This window comes from Caproiciproducens sp. NJN-50 (genome assembly GCF_004103755.1).
Taxonomy (GTDB): Bacteria; Bacillota; Clostridia; order Oscillospirales; family Acutalibacteraceae; genus Caproicibacter.
Map to the genome: position 1 here is coordinate 3,165,429 of NZ_CP035283.1, position 18,576 is coordinate 3,184,004.

Here is an 18,576-nt window from a genome sequence, read left to right on the forward strand (position 1 = left end):
CTATGCCTTCGCCTCATACCAGGTTGTCCCGGTCTTTGCCTCGGCGATCATCGGGACGGAGAGCGAAACGGCGTTCTGCATCTCCTCCGTCAGCAGCGCGGCAACCCGTTCCGCCTCCTCTTTCGGGGCCTCGACGATCAGTTCGTCGTGCACCTGCAGAATCAGCTTCGCTTTCATTTTCTCCCGATCCAGGCGGTCCCGCACGCGGATCATCGCGATTTTGATGACGTCGGCCGCCGTTCCCTGGATCGGCATGTTCCGCGCCACGCGCTCCCCGAACGAGCGCAGGTTGAAGTTGGAGGACTTCAGCTCCGGCAGGTAACGCCGCCGCCCGAACAGCGTCTGGACGTAGCCGTTCTCCTTCGCCTCCTCCACCACGCGTTTCATGTAGGAATCCACGCCGGAAAAGTTCGCGAGGTAATCCGTGATGTACTGCTTCGCCTCGGCGACGGAGACATGGATGTTCTTCGAGAGCGAAAACGCGCCGATGCCGTAGACGATGCCGAAGTTGACGGCTTTCGCCCGGCTGCGCATCAGCGGAGTGACCAGTTCCTCCGGCATATGGAACACCTGCGCCGCCGTGCTGCGGTGGATGTCTTTTTCTTCCCGGAACGCCTGGATCATGTTCCGGTCGTTCGCGACGTGCGCCAGCACCCGCAGTTCGATCTGCGAATAGTCCGCGTCCACCAGCACCCAGCCGGGGCGGGCGACAAAAAACCGGCGCATCTCCCTGCCCAACTCCGTGCGGACGGGGATATTCTGAAGGTTCGGCTCCGTGGAGCTGATTCGACCCGTGCGCGTCTCCGTCTGATTGAAGCTGGAATGGATCCGGCCGTCCGGCGCGACCACCTTCAGCAGGCCGTCGCAATAGGTGGATTTCAGTTTGGCCAGCGCGCGGTAATCCAGAACCATCTCGACCGCCGGGTGGTCGTAGCGCAGCTTTTCCAGCGTTTCCGCGCCGGTGGACCAGCCGGTCTTCGTCTTCTTTCCATGCGGAAGCCCCAGCTTGACAAACAGCGCGTCGCCGAGCTGCTTCGGCGAATTGAGGTTGAACTCATACCCGACCGAATCAAAAACCTGGCGCTGGAGCTCCGCGATCCGTTCTTCCAGCTTTTCCCCGAAGGAACGGATTCCCTCCGCGTCCACCGCGAAGCCGACGTTCTCCATGCCGGCCAGCACCCGGGCCAGCGGAATCTCGATATTCCCGAGCAGTTCCGTCTGGGAATTCTCCGCGATTTTTTCCTGGAGCCGGTCGGCAAGGCCCGGCAGCACCGCGGCGGCGGCCTGCGCTTCGCTCCATTCCCCTGCGGGCTCCGGAACGCCGTACTCCTTCGCAAGGCGCGCCGGCTCATAGCCGGAGGCGGACGGGTTCAGCAGATACCCGGCCAGCATCGTGTCGAATACGGGACCCTTCATCGGGATTCCGTCTCTCAGCAGGATGGAAAAAAGCGGCTTGACGTTGTGCGTGTTTTTCCGGACGGACGCATCCCCAAACAGCGCCCGCAGCGTTTCCTCGCCCTCCACGGTATGAATCACGCCGCCCCGGTTCCACAGGACGCGCAGGTCACCCTCCGCAAAATCCGCGAGGATGTCGGCGCGGCCGTCCCCGCGCGCGGCTTTGAGCAAGGCGGCCGCATCCGTGTGTTCCGCGACGACGGCGGACGGCTGCGCCGCGGAAGAAACCTGCGGCGGCTCCGGGGCGTTCAATCCCATTTTCTCGATCAGTGAGAAAAATTCCAGCTTCGCCATCAGCGCCGCGGCTCCCGCGCAGTCGCACGGGGCGGGGATGTAATCCTTCAGGTCGGTGTCGATCGGCACGTCGGTGCGGATGGTGCCGAGCCGGCGGCTTAAGTACGCGCTGTCCTTTCCTTCCGCCAGCTTTTTCCGGATGCCGTCTTTGATCTCAAGTTCCGGAAGATGGCCGTAGATGTAGTCGATGGAGTGATAGGCCTGGATCAGCTGTCCCGCGCCTTTCGGGCCGATGCCCGCCACGCCGGGGATACAGTCGGAGGAATCGCCCTGAATCGCCTTGATCTCGATCATTTCCTTCGGGATCACGCCGTAGTCCTCTTCGATCTTTGCCTCGTCGTAGAGCGTCACCTGCGGCTGCCCCATCTTGGTGGAGGCAAGCCGGACCGTCACGTGCGGGCCGACCAGCTGAAGGCTGTCCCGGTCCCCGGTCGCCAGGACGCACTCGTCCCCTTCTTTTTCGCACTGCCCCGCAAGCGTGCCGAGGATGTCGTCCGCCTCGAACCCTTCGCAGGTGACCAGCCGGTACCCGAGCAGGGTGAGCAGTTCCTTGAGCGTGGGAAGCTGCTGGGCCAGCTCCGGCGGCATGCCCTTGCGGTTCGATTTGTAGCCGGCGTATTCCCGATGCCGAAACGTCGGCGCGCGCAGGTCGAACGCGACTGCCACCGCGTCGGGGGAAAGCTCCGTTTTCAGCTTGTGGAGGATGGTCAGAAAGCCGTAGATCCCGTTGGTGTACAGCCCCTCCTTCGTCGTCAGGAGCCGCACGCCGTAGAACGCCCGGTTCAGAATGCTGTTGCCGTCCAGTACCAATAATTTCATCGCTTTTCCCCCGGATACAAGTTATGGAAGTATTATATCACTTTCCCATGCAAAAATTAAGAGTTAACAGTGCCGTAACGGAAAAAGAAACTGCGCTGTACAAATAAACGGGCAGGCGGTATAATAAACCGGTTCCCGATCCGATAAAAAGCACCGCCGGAAAATCCTGAACAGAGGCAGCCGGACTGCCAGTTTAAAATAGATGGAACAGGGATGTTACTTTATGGATACCATTAAAATCGGCGCGGTCGAGCTTATGGGCCGCGCGGTGCTTGCACCGATGGCCGGCGCGGGCGACCGCGCGTTCCGCGAAGTCTGCGCGGCGTACGGCGCGGCGATGACGGTCAGCGAAATGGTCAGCGCCAAGGCGCTTCAATTCAACGATAAAAAGACAAAGGACCTGATGGAGCTCGGGGACGCGGCCCGCCCCTCGGCCATTCAGCTGTTCGGAAGCGAACCGGGCGTGATGGCCGAAGGCGCGAAGCGCGCGATGGAGTTTTTCCCCGACTTGATCGACATCAACATGGGCTGTCCCGCTCCGAAGATCACCGGTCCGGGCGCGGGCAGCGCCCTGATGAAAAACCCGCCGCTGTGCGGGGAGATCGTCGCGGCGGTCAAAGCCGCCGTTCCCGTGCCGGTCACGGTCAAGATCAGGGCGGGCTGGGACGGGAAAAGTAAAAACGCCGTCGAAGTAGCAAAAATCTGCGAGGGGGCCGGCGCCGCCGCGGTGACGGTTCACGCGCGCACCCGCGCGCAGATGTACGCCCCGTCCCCCGACTGGAACATCATCAAGCAGGTCGGGGAAGCCGTCGGGATCCCCGTTATCGGCAACGGGGACGTGACGGACGCTCCCTCCGCCGCGCGGATGCTGGAGGAAACCGGCTGCAACGCGATTATGGTCGCGCGCGGCGCCCTGGGCAATCCGTGGGTGTTCCGGCAGATCAACGCCTATCTGGCGGAGTCCTGCCGGATCGTCCCGCCGCCGGGCGTGCACGAAAAAATGCTCGTCCTTATGCGGCAGGCGGAGCTGGCATGCCGCTACAAGGGCGAGCATCGCGCGATGAACGAGCTGCGCGGGCACGCGGGCTGGTATCTGAAAGGACTGCGGGGCGCCGCCGGATTCCGGCGCAGGGCGTCTCTTCTTTCTTCCCTAAAGGAACTGGAAGCGCTCACCAAAGACGTGATCGCGGAAAACGCCGTGCCGGAGGGTTAGGCCTCCTCCCCTCCGCTGAACCTCATCCGCACGAACTCATCCTCGCCGAGCGGCGTTTCCCGCCGGTAACGCACGGTTTCCAAAAATCCGGCGCTCCGGTAACAGGAAACCGCCCGGCGGTTGAAGGAGCGGACCTCAAGCTCCAGGTCCCGGCCCGGATACCGGAAAAAGAACTCTCTGAGAACCAGCCCCATGATTCTTCTCCCGTAGCCGAGGCCGCAGAGGTCCGGCCGGACGCCCAGGCCGAGCAGGAGCGCGCCGTCCCGGCTGAAAAAGCGAAAAAAGCCGCACAGTTCTCCTCTTTCGTCCTGAACGGCATAAAATTCGCTCTTCCTCTTGTCATCATCCGCCATCGCCCATCCGCGCGCGCAGACCTCCTCCCACGGAAAGGAGTTGTAGACCGCGTAAGGCCCGTCGTAACGCCAGGAGCAGATTTCCTCTGCGTGCTCCCGCGTCAGTCCCGCCGCGCGGAACCGTTTCCGCTCAAGGTCCTCATACCCTCCGCGCGTCATGAGATAGCAGACTTCGTCCAGCTTCACGCCGCGGTAATCCGTGTAGGAACCGGCGAGCGTCTTTTCATAGCGGAAACCGCACTTCTCGATGACCCGCCTGGAACGCGCGTTGAAGGGAAAATGGGCGACGGACAGAAAATCGAGCCTCATTTCCTCAAACGCATACCGCTCGGCCCGCCGGACCGCCTCCGTCATCAGGCCCTTACCCCAGCAGGAGCGCGAAAGGACGTAGCCGACTTCCCGGCAGGAACCCTCACCCTCGTGAAAAAGCCGGTCCGAGTGCAGGCCGAGCGAACCGACGACCTTTCCCGTCTCCTTCAGGACGACCGCGCTCACTTCCCCGTTTCCCACGAAATTTTTCAGGATCTCGCGGCTCTCGTCCATGGAACAATGGGGCTTCCAGCCCGCGTTCGGCCCGATTTCCGGGTCCTTCGCATACGCGTAAAAGTCCTCAAGGTCCTCCATGCACCAGGGCCGCAGCAGCAGCCTGCGGGTTTGCATCGTCTTCATGCGGATCCCCTCTTTCCCGGCGGACGTCTTATTTCTCCAGATAGAATATAACAAGCGTGTTTGGCCCGGTGTGAGTCGTCATCGCGCAGCCCGCGCGGGAATTGAGCACCTCGCGGAATCTGCCGCTTTCCCTTACCAGATCCGTAATTTCGCCGAAAAGCTCCTGATCCATGCCGGTGGTGGTAACAAAGGCGCGCTCGCCGTCCGGGTTCGGCTGGGACAACACAAAACGCGCGTATTCCTTACAGACCTGGCGGAAATTTCCCCGGAATTTTTTGCAGACCGAAAGCTCCCCCTGATTGTCCAGAAGCAGGCATGGGCGCAGCTTCAGAAGGTTTGCCCCGAACATCTGCAGCATGGTGGCCCTCCCTCCCCGATAGGCGAATTCCAGCGTGTCCAGAAGAACGTAGGCGCGGACTCTTTCCTTGTCCTGTTCAATCCGTGCGGAAATTTCATCGGCCGGAAGGCCCGCGTCCCGCATATCCGCCGCGCGCAGAACCAATAATCCCTGTGCCGAACTTAACGTGTACGTGTTGATGACATGAACGTTTTCGAATTCCTTCGCGGCGATGCAGGCGTTCTGGTAGGACGACGAAAATTTGGAATTCATGGCAAGATGCACCACGCTGTCGCCGTTTTCCGCCGCTTTCCGGAAGACCTCGAAAAAGTCGACCGGCGGGGGAGCGGCGGTTTTCGGCAGCCGCCTCGTGCGCTCATAGTCGTCAAACAGCTCGTCCGGCCCGATTTCAAATACATCCTTATAGGACTGATCGCCGATGTTGATCGACAGCGGAACAATGCTGATCCCGCGCTGTCTGTAAAGGTCCGGAAACAAATCGCAGGCGCTGTCGGCGCTGATCAGAACGGCCATGAAAAATTCCCCCACTTTTATAATCGAAAGTCATTATAACACCGCCGTGCGTGTTTTTCAAACGCCGCCCCTAAAATTGTTAGTTCTTTCTTCACGGTTTCGGTTGTATTCAAGCCGCGAAATATGATAATATGAGTAAAGTTCACATGGGAGAGGATTTGCAGATGATGAGAAGAAACGCAAAAAAGTACATAATCGTTCTGTTCGCCGTGACGATGAGCGCGGCACTGTTTTTCATGACGGCGCTTGCGCAGGCCGAAGTTGCGGCGGAATCCGGCCCCGTTTCCTCAGGCTCTGCTTCCTCCCCGGGTTCTTCCTCTTCCAAATCGCCCGGCGAGCCGGAAAGCCCTCCCTCTTCGGACGGAAACGGGAACGTGGACGTTCCCTCGGAGGGGGAGACCGTCCCCGTCAAGCTGGACTACAACGACGGCAGCGCGATCAAAATTGTCAATGTCAAACAGGGAGCGCACGTCAGTTCCCTTCCCGTTCCCACGCGCAAGGGATATGTTTTCGACTACTGGACCATGAAGGGAGCAAGAGTCTCCTCCTCGTTTGAAATCTATTCCGAAATCACCCTGACCGCCCAGTGGGAAGCGAGCGCCGCATCCAGCCGGAAACCCTCCAGCTATGCGAGCGTCGACACGCACCAGCGGGAAGTGGAGCAGGCCGCCTCCCAGGCGGAAGCGGCGATCAGCGACCCCGATGTCCTCTCCTCCGAAGACTGGGGCTCTCTCCTTTCGACCGGGCAGCAGGCCTCGAGCGGCGCGCAGGACGCGTCTTCCCAAACGTCCTCCGCCGCCCCGAAAGGAGGGGGCGGCTCCTGGCTTTTCCCGGCCGGAATCGCTCTGATCGTCCTTTCGGCCTGCGGCATCGGGACGTTTGTTTACCTGCAGTTCTTCAGCGGCCCCGGCCCGCGCGGACCGGGTGCCGGAGCCGGTCCGGACGTCTCCGACGGCATGGAATTTACCGACATCAGCTCCAGCAGCACCGGTCCTTACCCGGCGCCTCCGCAGGAGCCGTCCGGGACGCCGCGGGGTAAAAGCAAAGACGGCGATACCGACACCATGCCTGTCCCGCCGCAGGCGCGGCAGCGGCCGGAACGGAGCGGCTATGACCCGTCCAGGTCCCAGGCAAAGCCTGTCGGCGGCGAAAAAAAGGATTTCGACTGGGATAAATTCTTCAACGACGATATTTGACCGAATCGGCAAAAACGGCCGGAGCGTAAACCGCTCCGGCCCGTTTTTTGTTTCGTTACTTCGGGTCTTTTCCCGAATCCCCGAACAGGTTGAAACGAAACAGCCTGGATTCATCCTCGGGGTCTTCGCACATGACAAAAGCCTCCGCGATCTTGCCTCCCTCAATCAGCCGTGTCAGACCCACGAGCTGGCTGAGTTTGCTTTTCAGGTTCAGGCGGTCATCCTCGTCGGTGACCAGAAACACCTTGCCTTTGCATTCGTCAAGAACCTTTAAAAATGAATTGACGTCGACATCGTGCAGTTGAACGGGGGAAGTCATAAAAGAGCCTCCTTAACTAACTTTGCCGGTGACGGCATAATTTTTCTATTTCCATATTATACCAGAATTTGCCGTTTGTCAATCCGTTTTTCCTCCCCCGCGATTTTCCCGTCCTGAATCCGCACGACGCGGTCCGCCGTCTCCGCGATGCGGCTGTCGTGCGTGATCAGCACGACGGTGCGGCCCAGGCGATGAAGCGAATGAAGAATCTCCATCACCTCTCCGCCCGACCGGGAATCCAGGTTCCCGGTCGGCTCGTCCGCAAGGATGATCGGAGGGCGGGCGGCAATGGCGCGCGCGATGGCGACCCTCTGCTGCTGCCCGCCGCTCATCTGGGCGGGCCGGTGATGCATCCTTCCGCCCAGGCCGACCTGCATGAGCGCTTCCTGTGCCAAAGTGCGCCGCTCGGTTTTGGGGATTCCGCGGTAGACGAGCGGCAGCTCGACATTTTCAAGCGCATCCTCCCCGCCGATCAGGTTGAAGCTCTGAAAGATAAATCCGATCTGCCGGTTGCGGATCTGCGCCAGTTTTTTTTCGCTCAGGCCCGAGACGTTTTCCCCCTCGAGAAAGTATTGGCCGGAGGAGGGCGTATCCAGGCACCCGATGATATTCATCAGGGTGGATTTTCCGCTGCCGGAACGGCCCACGATCGCGAGGAATTCGCCCTTTTCCACTCTGAGGGTGACTCCGGCAAGCGCGCGGATCTCGCATTCTCCCATATGATAGATTTTCGTCAGATCAGTCACTGAAATGAATGGTTCCATTCTCTCTCCCCGTTTACAAATGTCCGCGCCGGTTTTATAATGAGATCGAATCAACGATGAAAGGGGCCAGGACCTTGTTAAATATCAACTGGAATCAGCTGAAAAGCGGAACGGATATCCGGGGCGTCGCAAGCGCGGGCGTCGCAGGAGAACCGGTGAACCTGACCGACGAGACGCTTGCGAGGCTGGCGCAGGGCTTCGCGCTGTGGCTGTCGGCGCGGGCCGGCAAACCGGCGGACCGGCTGGCCGTGGCCGTCGGGCACGACAGCCGCGTTTCCGCGGACCGCATCTTCGCCGCCGTTTCCGGCGCTTTGGCCGCCGCGGGAATCCGGGTTCTGGACTGCGGGTTAGCCTCCACGCCGTCCATGTTCCACGTGACGCGGGGCCTTTCCTGCGACGGTTCGGTGCAGATCACCGCGAGCCACCATCCCTGGAACCGCAACGGGCTGAAATTCTTCACACCGGACGGCGGGCTGGACGGCCCGGACATCGAGCAGATCCTGCTCCATGCGCAGAACGGCGACAGGCCCGCTCCCGGCGGCGGTTCGGTGGAGAAAGCCGACTACATGAGCACATACTGCGCCGGGCTGCGCGACATGATCCGCAAGGGGGTAAACGCCGCCGACTACGACAGGCCCCTCTCCGGATTCCACATCGTGGTCGACGCCGGGAACGGCGCGGGCGGCTTTTACGCGCGGGACGTTCTGGCGCCGCTTGGCGCGGATGTTTCCGGCAGCCAGTTTCTGGACCCGGACGGCATGTTTCCGAACCACATTCCGAACCCGGAAAATGAAACGGCGATGCGCTCCGTCCGCGGGGCGGTGCTGCGCGCCAAGGCGGACCTCGGCGTCATCTTCGACACGGACGTGGACCGCGGCGGGGCCGTCGACGCGGCCGGGGACGAGATCAACCGTAACCGCCTGGTCGCGGTCGCTTCCTGCATCGCTTTGGAAAACTGTCCCGGCGGCACGGTCGTGACCGACTCCGTCACTTCCAGCGGACTGACGGAATACATAGAAAAGACGCTGGGCGGAAAACACCACCGCTTCAAGCGCGGATACCGCAACGTGATCAACGAAGCGGTCCGCCTGAACAAGGAGGGGGTGGACTGTCCTCTCGCGATCGAGACCTCCGGCCACGCGGCCATGCGGGAAAACTTTTTCCTCGACGACGGCGCGTATCTTGTGACCAAAATCATCATCCTGTCGGCCCGGCTGCGCACGCAGGGCAAAACTCTCGGCGATCTTCTCGCCCCTCTGCGCGAACCCGCCGAGGCGCTGGAGCTTCGCTTTCCGATTCGGAAGGAAAACTTCCGCGAATGCGGGGAAGCCGTGGTCGCCGGTCTGGAAACCTATGCGCGCCGGCAGCCCGGCTGGACCGTCGCCCCGAACAACTACGAGGGCGTCCGGGTTTCGCTCGACGGCGAGCGCGGCGGCGGCTGGTTCCTGCTTCGGCTGAGCGTGCACGACCCGATCATGCCGCTGAATGTCGAAAGCGACCGGAACGGCGGCGTGAAGCGAATTCTGGAGCAATTAGCCGCTTATCTGGACGGATGCGAGGGGCTGGACCTTTCGCCTTTAAAAAAGAGCCTCTGACTTTCGTTTTCGGAACGGCAGCCCGCCGCCGGGAGCATTTGACCTCCGTCCCGCCAAACCGTGCCGGCCTTTTTCTGTTTGCTAAACGGCGGGCTGAAGATGCAACGTCACGTTGCCGTCAGAAGGACCAGATGCGCGACGCTGGGGATGCTCTCCCCCTGCTGGGAGGAGGTCGGCGACATCAGCGCGCCGGTGCCGATGAACACCACTTTATGGAGCTGCCCCTGCTCCATCTGCTGCAGAATGGCGGAGCAGAGGATCGCGGCGCTGCACCCGCAGCCGGAGCCGCCCGCGTGAACGTCCTGTTTTTCGCGGTCGTAGATCATGATCCCGCAGTCGTTGTGGACCGGCTTGATGTCGATGTTCTCCTTCTGAAGCAGCTCTTCCAGAAGCTCGCTGCCCACAAAGCCCAGATCCCCGGTCAAAATCAGGTCGAACTCCTCCGGCGAGGATTCCGTGTCGCTGAAAAAGTCCAGCAGCGTCTGCGCGGCGGCGGGCGCCATCGCTGCACCCATGTTGTTGGCGTCCTTGATGCCGAAGTCCGTGATCCTGCCGAACGTGACCGCGTTCAGGCTGATTTTCGCCTCCGGGTTGTCCTGCCTTTTTCCAAGCAGGACGGCTCCGGCCGCCGTCGCGGTCCATTGGGAGGTCGGCGTGCGCTGCCCGCCGTATTCCAGCGGAAACCGGTACTGCCGCTCCGCCGAACAGAAGTGGGAGGAGGTCACCGCCGCGGCGCGGCCCGCGGCGCCGGATTCCACAAACAGCGAGGCGATTCCGAGCGTCTGCGCCATGGTGGAGCAGGCTCCGAACTGGCCGAGGAACGGAATGTCGAGGCTCTTGAGGCCGAACGTGGAGGAGATGCACTGGTTGAGCAGATCCCCCGCAAAAATGCAGTCGATATCCGTGTTCTTCAGATTCGCCTTGCGAAGGGCGATGTTGACCGCCTCGTTCTGCATGCGGCTTTCCGCCTTTTCCCAGCTGGATTCCCCCAGCGTCGTGTCGTTGTGGCACTGATCGTAATACTGTCCGTACGGGCCTTCGCCCTCTTTTTTGCCAACGACCGACGCATACCCAAGGACGGCCGGATGCGTCGTCAATTCAAATGTGTATTTTCCCTTTTTCTGCGGCATGCGCTCAACTCCCCGTCAATATAAATGGAAAAACCACAGGATCAGCCCATACAGGATGGACGCCGCGGTCCCGTAAACCAGCACCGGCCCGGCGATGACGAACATTTTTCCGCCGATGCCCAGAACATACCCCTCGTTTTTGAATTCCATTGCCGGGGATACAATCGAGTTCGCAAACCCGGTAATCGGCACCAGGGACCCCGCCCCGGCGTGCTTCGCAATGTTGTCGTAAACGCGCAGCGCCGTCAGGAGCGCGCTGAGAAAAATCAGTGTGATGGAAACGAAGGTGCTCGCTTCCTTCTGGTCCAGGCCGAAGGACATGTAGAGATGGAGGATCGCCTGCCCAAGCGTGCAGATGCCGCCGCCGAACAGGAACGCCATCGCCATGTTTTTCCCCCATTTGGTCGGCGGGGAAACCTTGTCCGCCATCGTTTTATAATCCTTTTTCGATACTGTCAATGTTTTCTTCTCCTTTCGTTTCAGTCGTCCTTATTTTGCCGGAAACGGGGATGAATATGCGGAGGACATTCCTGTTTTCCTTGACAGCGGCGCAGAGTCGTTCTATACTGTTTAGTAATACTAAATATTTTACAATCAAGAGGTGAAATGTTCTGGATGACCGATACGAGCGCCAACTGAAAAAAGGCGCGCTGGAGATCGTCATTCTCCGGCTGATCGAACGGCACCCCGCCTACGGATACGAACTGCTGACGGAGCTGGAGCGGAAAAGCAGCCGGTTTTTCAGCCTTCGGGAAGGAACTCTTTACCCGGTTCTGTACCGTCTGGAAGACGACGGCCTGATCCACGCGCAGTGGAGCACGGACAAAATCCGGGGCGCGCCGAAAAAAGTATACACCATCACGCCTCTGGGGCGGAGAGAGCTGAAACGGCTCTGCGGAATTTGGGAACAGTTTTCAAAAAGCGTAAACGACATACTGACGGAGGAGGACTCGTCTCAATGATGACAAGGGAACAGTATTTGAAAGAAGTATCCGGCGCCCTGCGCCGGTCCGGAATGCCGCGAAAGACAAGGAAGCGGCTGGAAACGGATCTCGCCTCCGATTTCAGCGCCCGGTTGGAGCGCGGGGAATCCGCAGGGGAGATCATCCGAGCCATGGGCGCGCCGGAGGCGCTGGCCGGCGAATTCCTTTCCGAAAACAGCCGGGGCGCACCGGTACGCACACCTTCGGAAAAGCTCCTGCTGGCGCTCGGCATTCTTTTCTCCGCATTGACCGCCGCGGCCGGACTCCGGCTCACGGCGTTTTCCGGCCCTGCCAGCCGCATTCGGATGTGGCTGAACGGCAGCGAGGCGGCGGCAAAGGGTCAAACCATCATCGGGGGAGCCGACGGGCCGACTGCGATTTTTGTCACGTCCCGGCCAGGCCCGTTGGCCTATGGGCTGTTCGTTCTGTTCCTGGCCGCCTGTATCTCCTGTTTTATCCTGTACTCCCGTTCCCGCCGAAATCGAAAATAGCACAAAAAGACAGGCCTTCCGGAAACCGAAAGGCCTGTCTTTGTAAAACCGGACTGACTGGAATGATCAGGTTCACACTACCACATACTCATCGCTGTGCAGCCGTCTTAGCTTCTGCACAAAACTGTTGTTCGCAAAAGGCTGCTTCGATTGTTCCATTCTTGCAAAAAAGGCAGCGTAAGATTCCGGCTTCAATCCGCGATTTTTCGGTTCATCCGGGGCGCTGGGTTCCTTGTTCCCACTGTTATGATAATCATTCCAGATCGACGAAATCGTGTCGTTGATGTCATTGAGCATGTTGATCGCGCTTTTCAGATCTTGCTCAAAGTTTTCCGAAGACAAATGAAAATTTTCGAACTCCCGAATCTTCTCCTTCAATCCGGACGCGCCTTGCCCCAAGCCGGGCGTCATGGAAATGAAGGCCAAATATGTTCTCATGCATAAAATATCAGTGGCATCCGGCACATGAGCCGCCGGCTCATCCTTTGGGTACCCGTTCTGCAATAAAAACTGTTTGTCGCTTTGCAGCTGGGTAAGCGTATCCTGATAGGACTTCTTCTGCGCGTCGGTCAGTGGCTGCGCGCCGTCCTGTCCGTTCAGCAGTCCCTGATAATAAGAAATCTGATCGTTGTAATAGTGGTAATGATTCAGCAAATTGTTGCATGTTTTTTCGGAATCTCCGACGGCGCTTTTGAGTCCGGTGAGGCTTCCGTAAACCGGATTTTCCTGCGTGATCAGCCGGTATTCGTCCTCTTCCCGTTGTTCCTGCAGTTTTCTGGCATATTCCTCCTGCCGGTCTTCCCGGTCAATCCGGTCAAAATTCAATCGGACTTGCTCCGGCTTAGAAGCCTTCCCATTGGAATTTAATTTCACGCTTTGGTCATTCAGGACAACGTTCTTTGTCACGGAAAAATCCGTGTTTCCCGTCTGCGCCTTTGTGTCCAGACAAATTCCATCCATTGCTTTTTCCCTCCCTGATCACGAGATCTCAACCCAATGCAGCGCGGCATCGCCCGGGACGCTTGTCAATATCCACCTGTTGCCCAAAATGGCATATACGTAAGGTTTTTTCCCATTATTGACAACGGCTCCCGCGGCGGCGCTGACACTTAGATGATACTGATCGTTGCCGCTTGATATTTTCAGGTCCGTAGGATAGTAAAAAATTGTATACTCAGGTTGTGAGCTATAGTATGTATATCTCGTATCCTCTCCTGAGCAGTCCCCTAAATAGATTTTACTTGTATCATAGCCTAACGCGCTGAAATACTTTCTTATATCGTTACAATTAAACTCGAATTTACCCTCTGAATCCGTATAGACAGTTGTATCCATGCCGTGGCCGTTGGTAACCGGAAGATAAATCCGCACCGGAGCGTTGGCTTTCGGCGATGAATCCTCTCTGTAGACCAGCGTACCTTTTACCACAAAACCAAAACCCAAATCATATTTGCTCAATTCAGCGGGAAATTGTTTTGACTCCACCTGGTTCAATACCCATCTGGCGTCTTGCTCCGAACCCCCAACTTTTTTCGCTAATTCTATTGATTTTTGATAATCAATCCAATGTTGGGTTGCGTCATCCTCCGCAATTGGGTCATAATCCTTATGATAATTATTTGAAACATAAAGATCTTTGATTGTAACGTCTGGATCGCTTACCGCTACATTTAAAATCACCCAATCGGACCATGCATTATGTTTATCGACCACTCTGAGCCAAATTTTATAGTTGCCTGATTCCGCGAACTGAATCCCAAGCGTTTCATCATCGACAATTGCGGCTGCAAAGTCTACGTTCTGGACAAGCTGCGTTCCATCTTCCTTTGTAATATAAAATCCAAGATCCGTTATCACATCAGAATCGTCGCTATCTGTGGATGTCTTCCATGAAATCACTTCAACCTGATCCGTATCAAATTTATCGTATAAATACTGAATATTACAAACGGGACGAGTATTTCCATCCGCAGGTTCTACAGAAATAACGATCGAAAACACATTCGACAGCGCACCTCTGGCATCTTCTACTTGAAATGTCATAACATACTGTGCGGCAGTGGTAAATTGCGTAACAAAACCGGATCCGTCATTAAATGTTCCAATAATCGAATCATTTGGAATACCGCCGACGTTTTTTTTCACGATAGCATCGCCGTCAGGGTCATATGTAAAATCTTGACCATCGTATGACCATAACCAGCCAATCTGAGTCTCTGTGGTGACATTTCCATCGATGAGAGAATCCGGATTTAAAATCGCATATTTTAAGTCTGCAACCGGCGGATTATTTTGTGTTTCAGAGTTCTCCGCTATCTTACTGTCATACACAGCTTTTTTATCCTTCGTAGATAATAAATCAGTGTTTTTTGAAATTGACATTTTATCGCGTAAGAAATTTTCAAGCTGCTTATGAACTGTTAAACCCTCGACGTCCTTTATTTTTTCAGAAGCATCTTCAAATCTTTCTTGATCAACCGAATTTGCTGTTTTTTTGATATTACTTATATCAAAACTGCTCTGATTCGTCTGTGACGTAATCGTAGAACTGGTGTTCTCAGAATGAGATTTCTGTTGAGCCGTTTTCGCTCTCGCGCTCACGGCCGGTGTAATAATCAAAAATAAAATGCTAAGAACAAGTCGATGATAAGGAAATTTTTTTGATCTTCTTTTTCATATTATTTTCTCCTCTCGAATAATTATGTTTCAATATTATCATCAAATTCTCACAATGTCAAATTTTATCATTATTGGCTCAAAATGTAATTACTTGTTTTTTTCATCCGTAAAGAAGAACCGGACCATCCGGGATATTCCCGAACGGTCCGGCTGAATTGATTTCATTTTCCGATCAATGAACCGCGCAGAGACTCACCCCACCACGATCTTGCCTTCAGGCAGAACCGTTCCGGAAGACGCGGAACGGCCCTTGCGCAGGGTAAACGCCAGCCCGAGCGAGACGGGCCCGACGCGGCCGATGTACATCGCGCAGACCACCGCCACTTTGGCAATGTTGGTCAAAGTCGGCGTCACGTTTGCCGTAAGGCCGACCGTGCCGAACGCGCTCGTCGCCTCGAACAGTGCGTCCACGCCGTTCGTCGCCGGGTTCGTCGTCATAATGACGCCGGCGGTCACAATGATCACCAGCACGCCGATCGTCAGGATCGTCAGCGAACGGTAAACCGTAAATTTATCCAGCCTGCGTTTGAGGACGACGGCATCTTCGCTGCCGCGCATCACGCTCATGACCGCCGTGACCAGCACCACAAAGGTCGTCGTCTTGATGCCGCCGCCGGTCGATGCCGGCGAGGCGCCGACGAACATCAGGAATACCATGATCAGCTTGGTCAGATCCCCCAGGGACCCGATGTCCACCGTGTTGAAGCCCGCCGTCCTCGCCGTGACAGACTGGAAAAAGGACGCGTTCAGCTTTTCGCCGAAGTTCATCCTCTTGAGCGTGTTGCCGTTTTCGCAGACAAAAAACAGCAGCGTCCCCGCTACAATCAGGAGCAGCGTCATGCGCAGAACGATCTGGGAATGGAAATGAAGGGCGTGCGGACGCTGCTTGTGCAGCCGCGGAAGAATTCTGGCGTAGAAAATATCGTTAATAACAACAAAACCCAGGCCTCCGGTCACAATCAACGCGGCGACCGTCAGCGTGACGAGCGGATCGCCCGCATAACCCACCAGGCTGCTGCCCGGATCGACAAAGCCCATGATGTCGAACCCGGCGTTGCAGTAAGCGGAAATTGCAGTGAAAAAGGAGATCCAGATTCCGTGCGGACCATACTGCGGCACAAAACGCAGCATCAGAAGAATCGCGCCGGCGGTCTCGCAGGAAAAAGTAAAGAACAGAATGATTTTGATCAGGCGTTTGACATGCATCATGCTGCCCGCCGTGTTTTCGGCCGCAAGCTGCATATCCCGAAAGCCCAGCTTCCGCTTCAGCAGAAGCGAAAATCCGGTTGTAAACGTGACCAGCCCGAGCCCCCCGATCTGAATCAGGAGCAGGATGACGGCCTGGCCGAAAAGATTCCAATGGGTCCAGGTGTCGAACAGCACCAGCCCCGTAACGCACACCGCGGAAGTCGACGTGAACAGCGCGTCCAACGGCGAAGTAGGCGCCCCATTCCTCGCCGAAACCGGCAGAGCCAGAAGAAAAGCGCCGGTCAGAATCACCACAAGAAAACTCACCACAATCAGCCGGACGGGCGGGATGCCCTTCAGCTTCTTTTTTAACGCGGGAATTTCCTCTCCCATTTCATCCACCTCATTGCTGTGAATCTCATAAAAACAGTTTTTTCATCGCCTTGCTGGAACCGATCCACGCCGCGAGCGGCAGCCCCAGGCCGTAGCAGACGGCCAGTTCGCCCAACCCGACGGAAACCGCCTGCGTCAGAAATTCGGCCCAGGCGAAACCGCCGGGCGAAAGGATGACGATCTCGGCCCCGACAAACACCGCGTTGACCAGAACCGGCGGCAGCGGCGCCAGAACCGGAAGCCCGCGCCAGCGGATATTCCGCAGAAGGCGCGTTCCCACGGCGGCGATCAGCGTGGCGGCCGTGCCGACCACCATATCCGTGCTGTAGCCGCTGAAAAGATTCGCCAGAAAACAGCCGACCGTCAGTCCCGGGATTGCCGAAAACGTGAAAACCGGAAGGATGGTCAGCGCCTCCGAGAACCGGAACTGCACCGGGCCGTAGGCCAGCCCCCACAGGGCCGCCAGAAGGGTCAGCACCGTGTAAAGCGCGGCGATCATCGCCGCTGACGCCAAAGAGAATGCGCGGTTTGTCCTTTGTTGCATATTTAGTTCCCCCGTAGTTTTATTTTAGGTCAGGATGTTGCGACTGACCCCGCTGCTTTCTCAGCGGTTCTAATACGATACAACAAAATCCCGCGAAATGCAATCCTCAATTCCCGCTTTAATTCCCGCTTTTTCCCGGTTCCGGCTGCGTTTTGGGAACGGGCGCGTCCTTTTCGATCAGGATCCTCGCGATTCTTCGCTCTTCCATCGCGGCGACGGTCAGCGTCAGGCCGTCGAGCTTCACCTGCGGATGCTCGTTTTCCCGCGGCAGCCTCCCCAGCCGTTCCATCATCAGCCCGGCGACAGTATCATAGTCCCCCTCCGGCAGATCGACGCCCAGCATTTCCGAGACCTCGTCCACCGGCGCGGTCCCCTCCACGTCGAACCGGTTCTCGCCGTCCCGGTGGATCTCCTCTGCCTCGTTGTCGTATTCGTCCTGAATGCTGCCGACGATTGCCTCGAGAAGATCTTCCATCGTGATGATCCCCTCCGTGCCGCCGTATTCGTCGACAACCACGGCGATCTGCACGTGATGCGCCGTCATATCGGAAAAGAGCTCGCCGCAGAGCTTGCTTTCAGGGACAAAATAAGCCGGGCGCATCACATCCGTCAGGCGGATTCCGGGCTCTACCTGTTTTCCCACATATTTGAGCAGATCCTTGACATAGATGATCCCGGTAATGCTGTCCAGGTCCTCGTGGAAAACGGGGATGCGGGAGTAGCCGTTGTCCATTGCCAGCGTCACCGCGTCTCCGACGGAGTCCGTGTCCTCGGCGGCAATCACGTCCGTCCGGTGCGTCATGGCCTCGTCCACCGTGAGATCGCTGAACTCGAAAATGTTCGAGATCATGTCCTTTTCATTTTCGTTCAGGACCCCTTTTTCCTCTCCGGCGTCCACCATCATGAGAATCTCCTCCTCCGTGACGGTCTGCCCGCCGCTGTCCGGGTCCACGCCAAGAAAACGCAGCACGACGTTCGTGGAGGCGGTCAGCAGGGAAACGACGGGGCGGAAGACGGACGCAACGGCGGAAAGCACGCCCGCGAAGTGAAACGAAAGCTCCTCCGCACGCTTCATCGCGACCTGTTTCGGCACCAGCTCCCCAAAAACCAGGGAGAAATAAGACAGCAGAAGCGTAATGAGAAGCGTCGAAGCACCCTTGATGAAAGAGGGAGAAAAAGGCAGGAAGCTCAGGAGAGCGGCAAGATCGTCCGAAAAGCTCTCCGAGGCGGAGGCCGACGTCAGAAAGCCGGCCAGCGTGACGCCAATCTGAATCGTGGAAAAAAAGCGGCTGGAGTTCACGGTGAGTTTTTGCAGTTTCTGGGCTCTTCGGTTCCCGTCCTCCGCCATCTTTTCAATTTTGGCGTCATTCATGGTGATGACTGCGATTTCACTCGCGGAAAAAAAGGCATTGATCAGGATCAGAACGATGAGAAGCAGCACGGCGGCAAACGGAGAATCCGCGCGGGATGCCCCGGAAGCCGCCAACAGCAACGGAATCGTTTGCCCGTCAGGGTCGGATGACATAAGTTTACCCCTTTCAGAATGAAAATGAATCCAATATTATTATATTATTTTATTGTATCGTTTCCTGCAACCGCTGTCAATGCGGCGCGCGGGGA

General features: G+C 57.5%; 17 protein-coding genes. 5 read left to right on the forward strand and 12 right to left on the reverse strand.

The features are described 5' to 3' along the window. A complete protein-coding gene (gene polA / locus EQM14_RS15470) occupies positions 1–2,568 on the reverse strand; it encodes a DNA polymerase I (RefSeq protein WP_128744060.1) in 2,568 nt (855 codons plus the stop codon). 223 nt (positions 2,569–2,791) lie between these two features. On the opposite strand from polA, the gene dusB reads away from it, so the two are divergent. Further along, positions 2,792–3,781, forward strand: coding sequence for a tRNA dihydrouridine synthase DusB (dusB, locus tag EQM14_RS15475; RefSeq protein WP_128744061.1), 990 nt, complete (start codon positions 2,792–2,794; stop codon positions 3,779–3,781). Here the strand turns inward: dusB and EQM14_RS15480 are convergent. Continuing rightward, a complete protein-coding gene (locus tag EQM14_RS15480) occupies positions 3,778–4,803 on the reverse strand; it encodes a GNAT family N-acetyltransferase (protein WP_128744062.1) in 1,026 nt (341 codons plus the stop codon). The genes dusB and EQM14_RS15480 overlap by 4 nt on opposite strands. Positions 4,804–4,831: 28 nt before the next feature. Then, complete coding sequence (locus EQM14_RS15485; protein ID WP_128744063.1) at positions 4,832–5,674, reverse strand: DegV family protein; 843 nt, start codon at positions 5,672–5,674, stop codon at positions 4,832–4,834. 164 nt (positions 5,675–5,838) lie between these two features. Between EQM14_RS15485 and EQM14_RS15490 the strand changes: the two genes are divergently transcribed. Beyond that, positions 5,839–6,870 carry an InlB B-repeat-containing protein gene (locus EQM14_RS15490; protein ID WP_164919114.1) on the forward strand — a complete coding sequence of 344 codons (1,032 nt, stop codon included), beginning with the start codon at positions 5,839–5,841 and terminating at the stop codon, positions 6,868–6,870. 55 nt (positions 6,871–6,925) lie between these two features. Here EQM14_RS15490 and EQM14_RS15495 read toward each other — a convergent pair whose 3' ends face one another. Together EQM14_RS15495 and EQM14_RS15500 are read right to left on the reverse strand one after the other, a co-directional pair. After that, positions 6,926–7,189, reverse strand: a complete 264-nt coding sequence (locus EQM14_RS15495; protein WP_128744065.1) for a hypothetical protein — start codon at positions 7,187–7,189, stop codon at positions 6,926–6,928. Between the two features lie 56 nt (positions 7,190–7,245). Next, on the reverse strand, positions 7,246–7,953 hold the full coding sequence (locus EQM14_RS15500; protein ID WP_128744066.1) for an ABC transporter ATP-binding protein: 708 nt from the start codon (positions 7,951–7,953) through the stop codon (positions 7,246–7,248). 74 nt (positions 7,954–8,027) lie between these two features. Between EQM14_RS15500 and EQM14_RS15505 the strand changes: the two genes are divergently transcribed. Continuing rightward, positions 8,028–9,548: a phosphomannomutase/phosphoglucomutase gene (locus tag EQM14_RS15505; protein ID WP_128744067.1), complete on the forward strand. Its 1,521-nt coding sequence runs from the start codon at positions 8,028–8,030 to the stop codon at positions 9,546–9,548. 107 nt (positions 9,549–9,655) lie between these two features. On the opposite strand, the gene spoVAD is transcribed toward EQM14_RS15505, so the two are convergent. Together spoVAD and spoVAC are read right to left on the reverse strand one after the other, a co-directional pair. Beyond that, complete coding sequence (spoVAD, locus tag EQM14_RS15510; RefSeq protein WP_128744068.1) at positions 9,656–10,678, reverse strand: stage V sporulation protein AD; 1,023 nt, start codon at positions 10,676–10,678, stop codon at positions 9,656–9,658. A 15-nt stretch (positions 10,679–10,693) separates the two neighbouring features. After that, positions 10,694–11,137: a stage V sporulation protein AC gene (spoVAC, locus tag EQM14_RS15515; protein ID WP_326974895.1), complete on the reverse strand. Its 444-nt coding sequence runs from the start codon at positions 11,135–11,137 to the stop codon at positions 10,694–10,696. A gap of 215 nt (positions 11,138–11,352) precedes the next feature. On the opposite strand from spoVAC, the gene EQM14_RS17050 reads away from it, so the two are divergent. After that, entirely contained in the window at positions 11,353–11,640 is a 288-nt protein-coding gene (locus EQM14_RS17050; RefSeq protein ID WP_442861496.1) for a PadR family transcriptional regulator, read from the forward strand. Next, positions 11,637–12,152, forward strand: coding sequence for an HAAS signaling domain-containing protein (locus EQM14_RS15525; RefSeq protein WP_128744069.1), 516 nt, complete (start codon positions 11,637–11,639; stop codon positions 12,150–12,152). Before EQM14_RS17050 ends, EQM14_RS15525 begins: the two co-directional genes overlap by 4 nt. A gap of 72 nt (positions 12,153–12,224) precedes the next feature. Here EQM14_RS15525 and EQM14_RS15530 read toward each other — a convergent pair whose 3' ends face one another. The 5 genes from EQM14_RS15530 to EQM14_RS15550 all read right to left on the reverse strand — a co-directional run bounded on the left by EQM14_RS15530 (position 12,225) and on the right by EQM14_RS15550 (position 18,481). Then, complete coding sequence (locus tag EQM14_RS15530; RefSeq protein WP_128744070.1) at positions 12,225–13,112, reverse strand: hypothetical protein; 888 nt, start codon at positions 13,110–13,112, stop codon at positions 12,225–12,227. 18 nt (positions 13,113–13,130) lie between these two features. Continuing rightward, entirely contained in the window at positions 13,131–14,771 is a 1,641-nt protein-coding gene (locus EQM14_RS15535) for a hypothetical protein (protein WP_128744071.1), read from the reverse strand. A 252-nt stretch (positions 14,772–15,023) separates the two neighbouring features. Then, entirely contained in the window at positions 15,024–16,412 is a 1,389-nt protein-coding gene (locus EQM14_RS15540; RefSeq protein WP_128744072.1) for a TrkH family potassium uptake protein, read from the reverse strand. 25 nt (positions 16,413–16,437) lie between these two features. Next, positions 16,438–16,956 carry a QueT transporter family protein gene (locus tag EQM14_RS15545; protein WP_128744073.1) on the reverse strand — a complete coding sequence of 173 codons (519 nt, stop codon included), beginning with the start codon at positions 16,954–16,956 and terminating at the stop codon, positions 16,438–16,440. 118 nt (positions 16,957–17,074) lie between these two features. Continuing rightward, positions 17,075–18,481, reverse strand: a complete 1,407-nt coding sequence (locus tag EQM14_RS15550; protein WP_128744074.1) for a hemolysin family protein — start codon at positions 18,479–18,481, stop codon at positions 17,075–17,077. Positions 18,482–18,576: the final 95 nt, after the last annotated feature.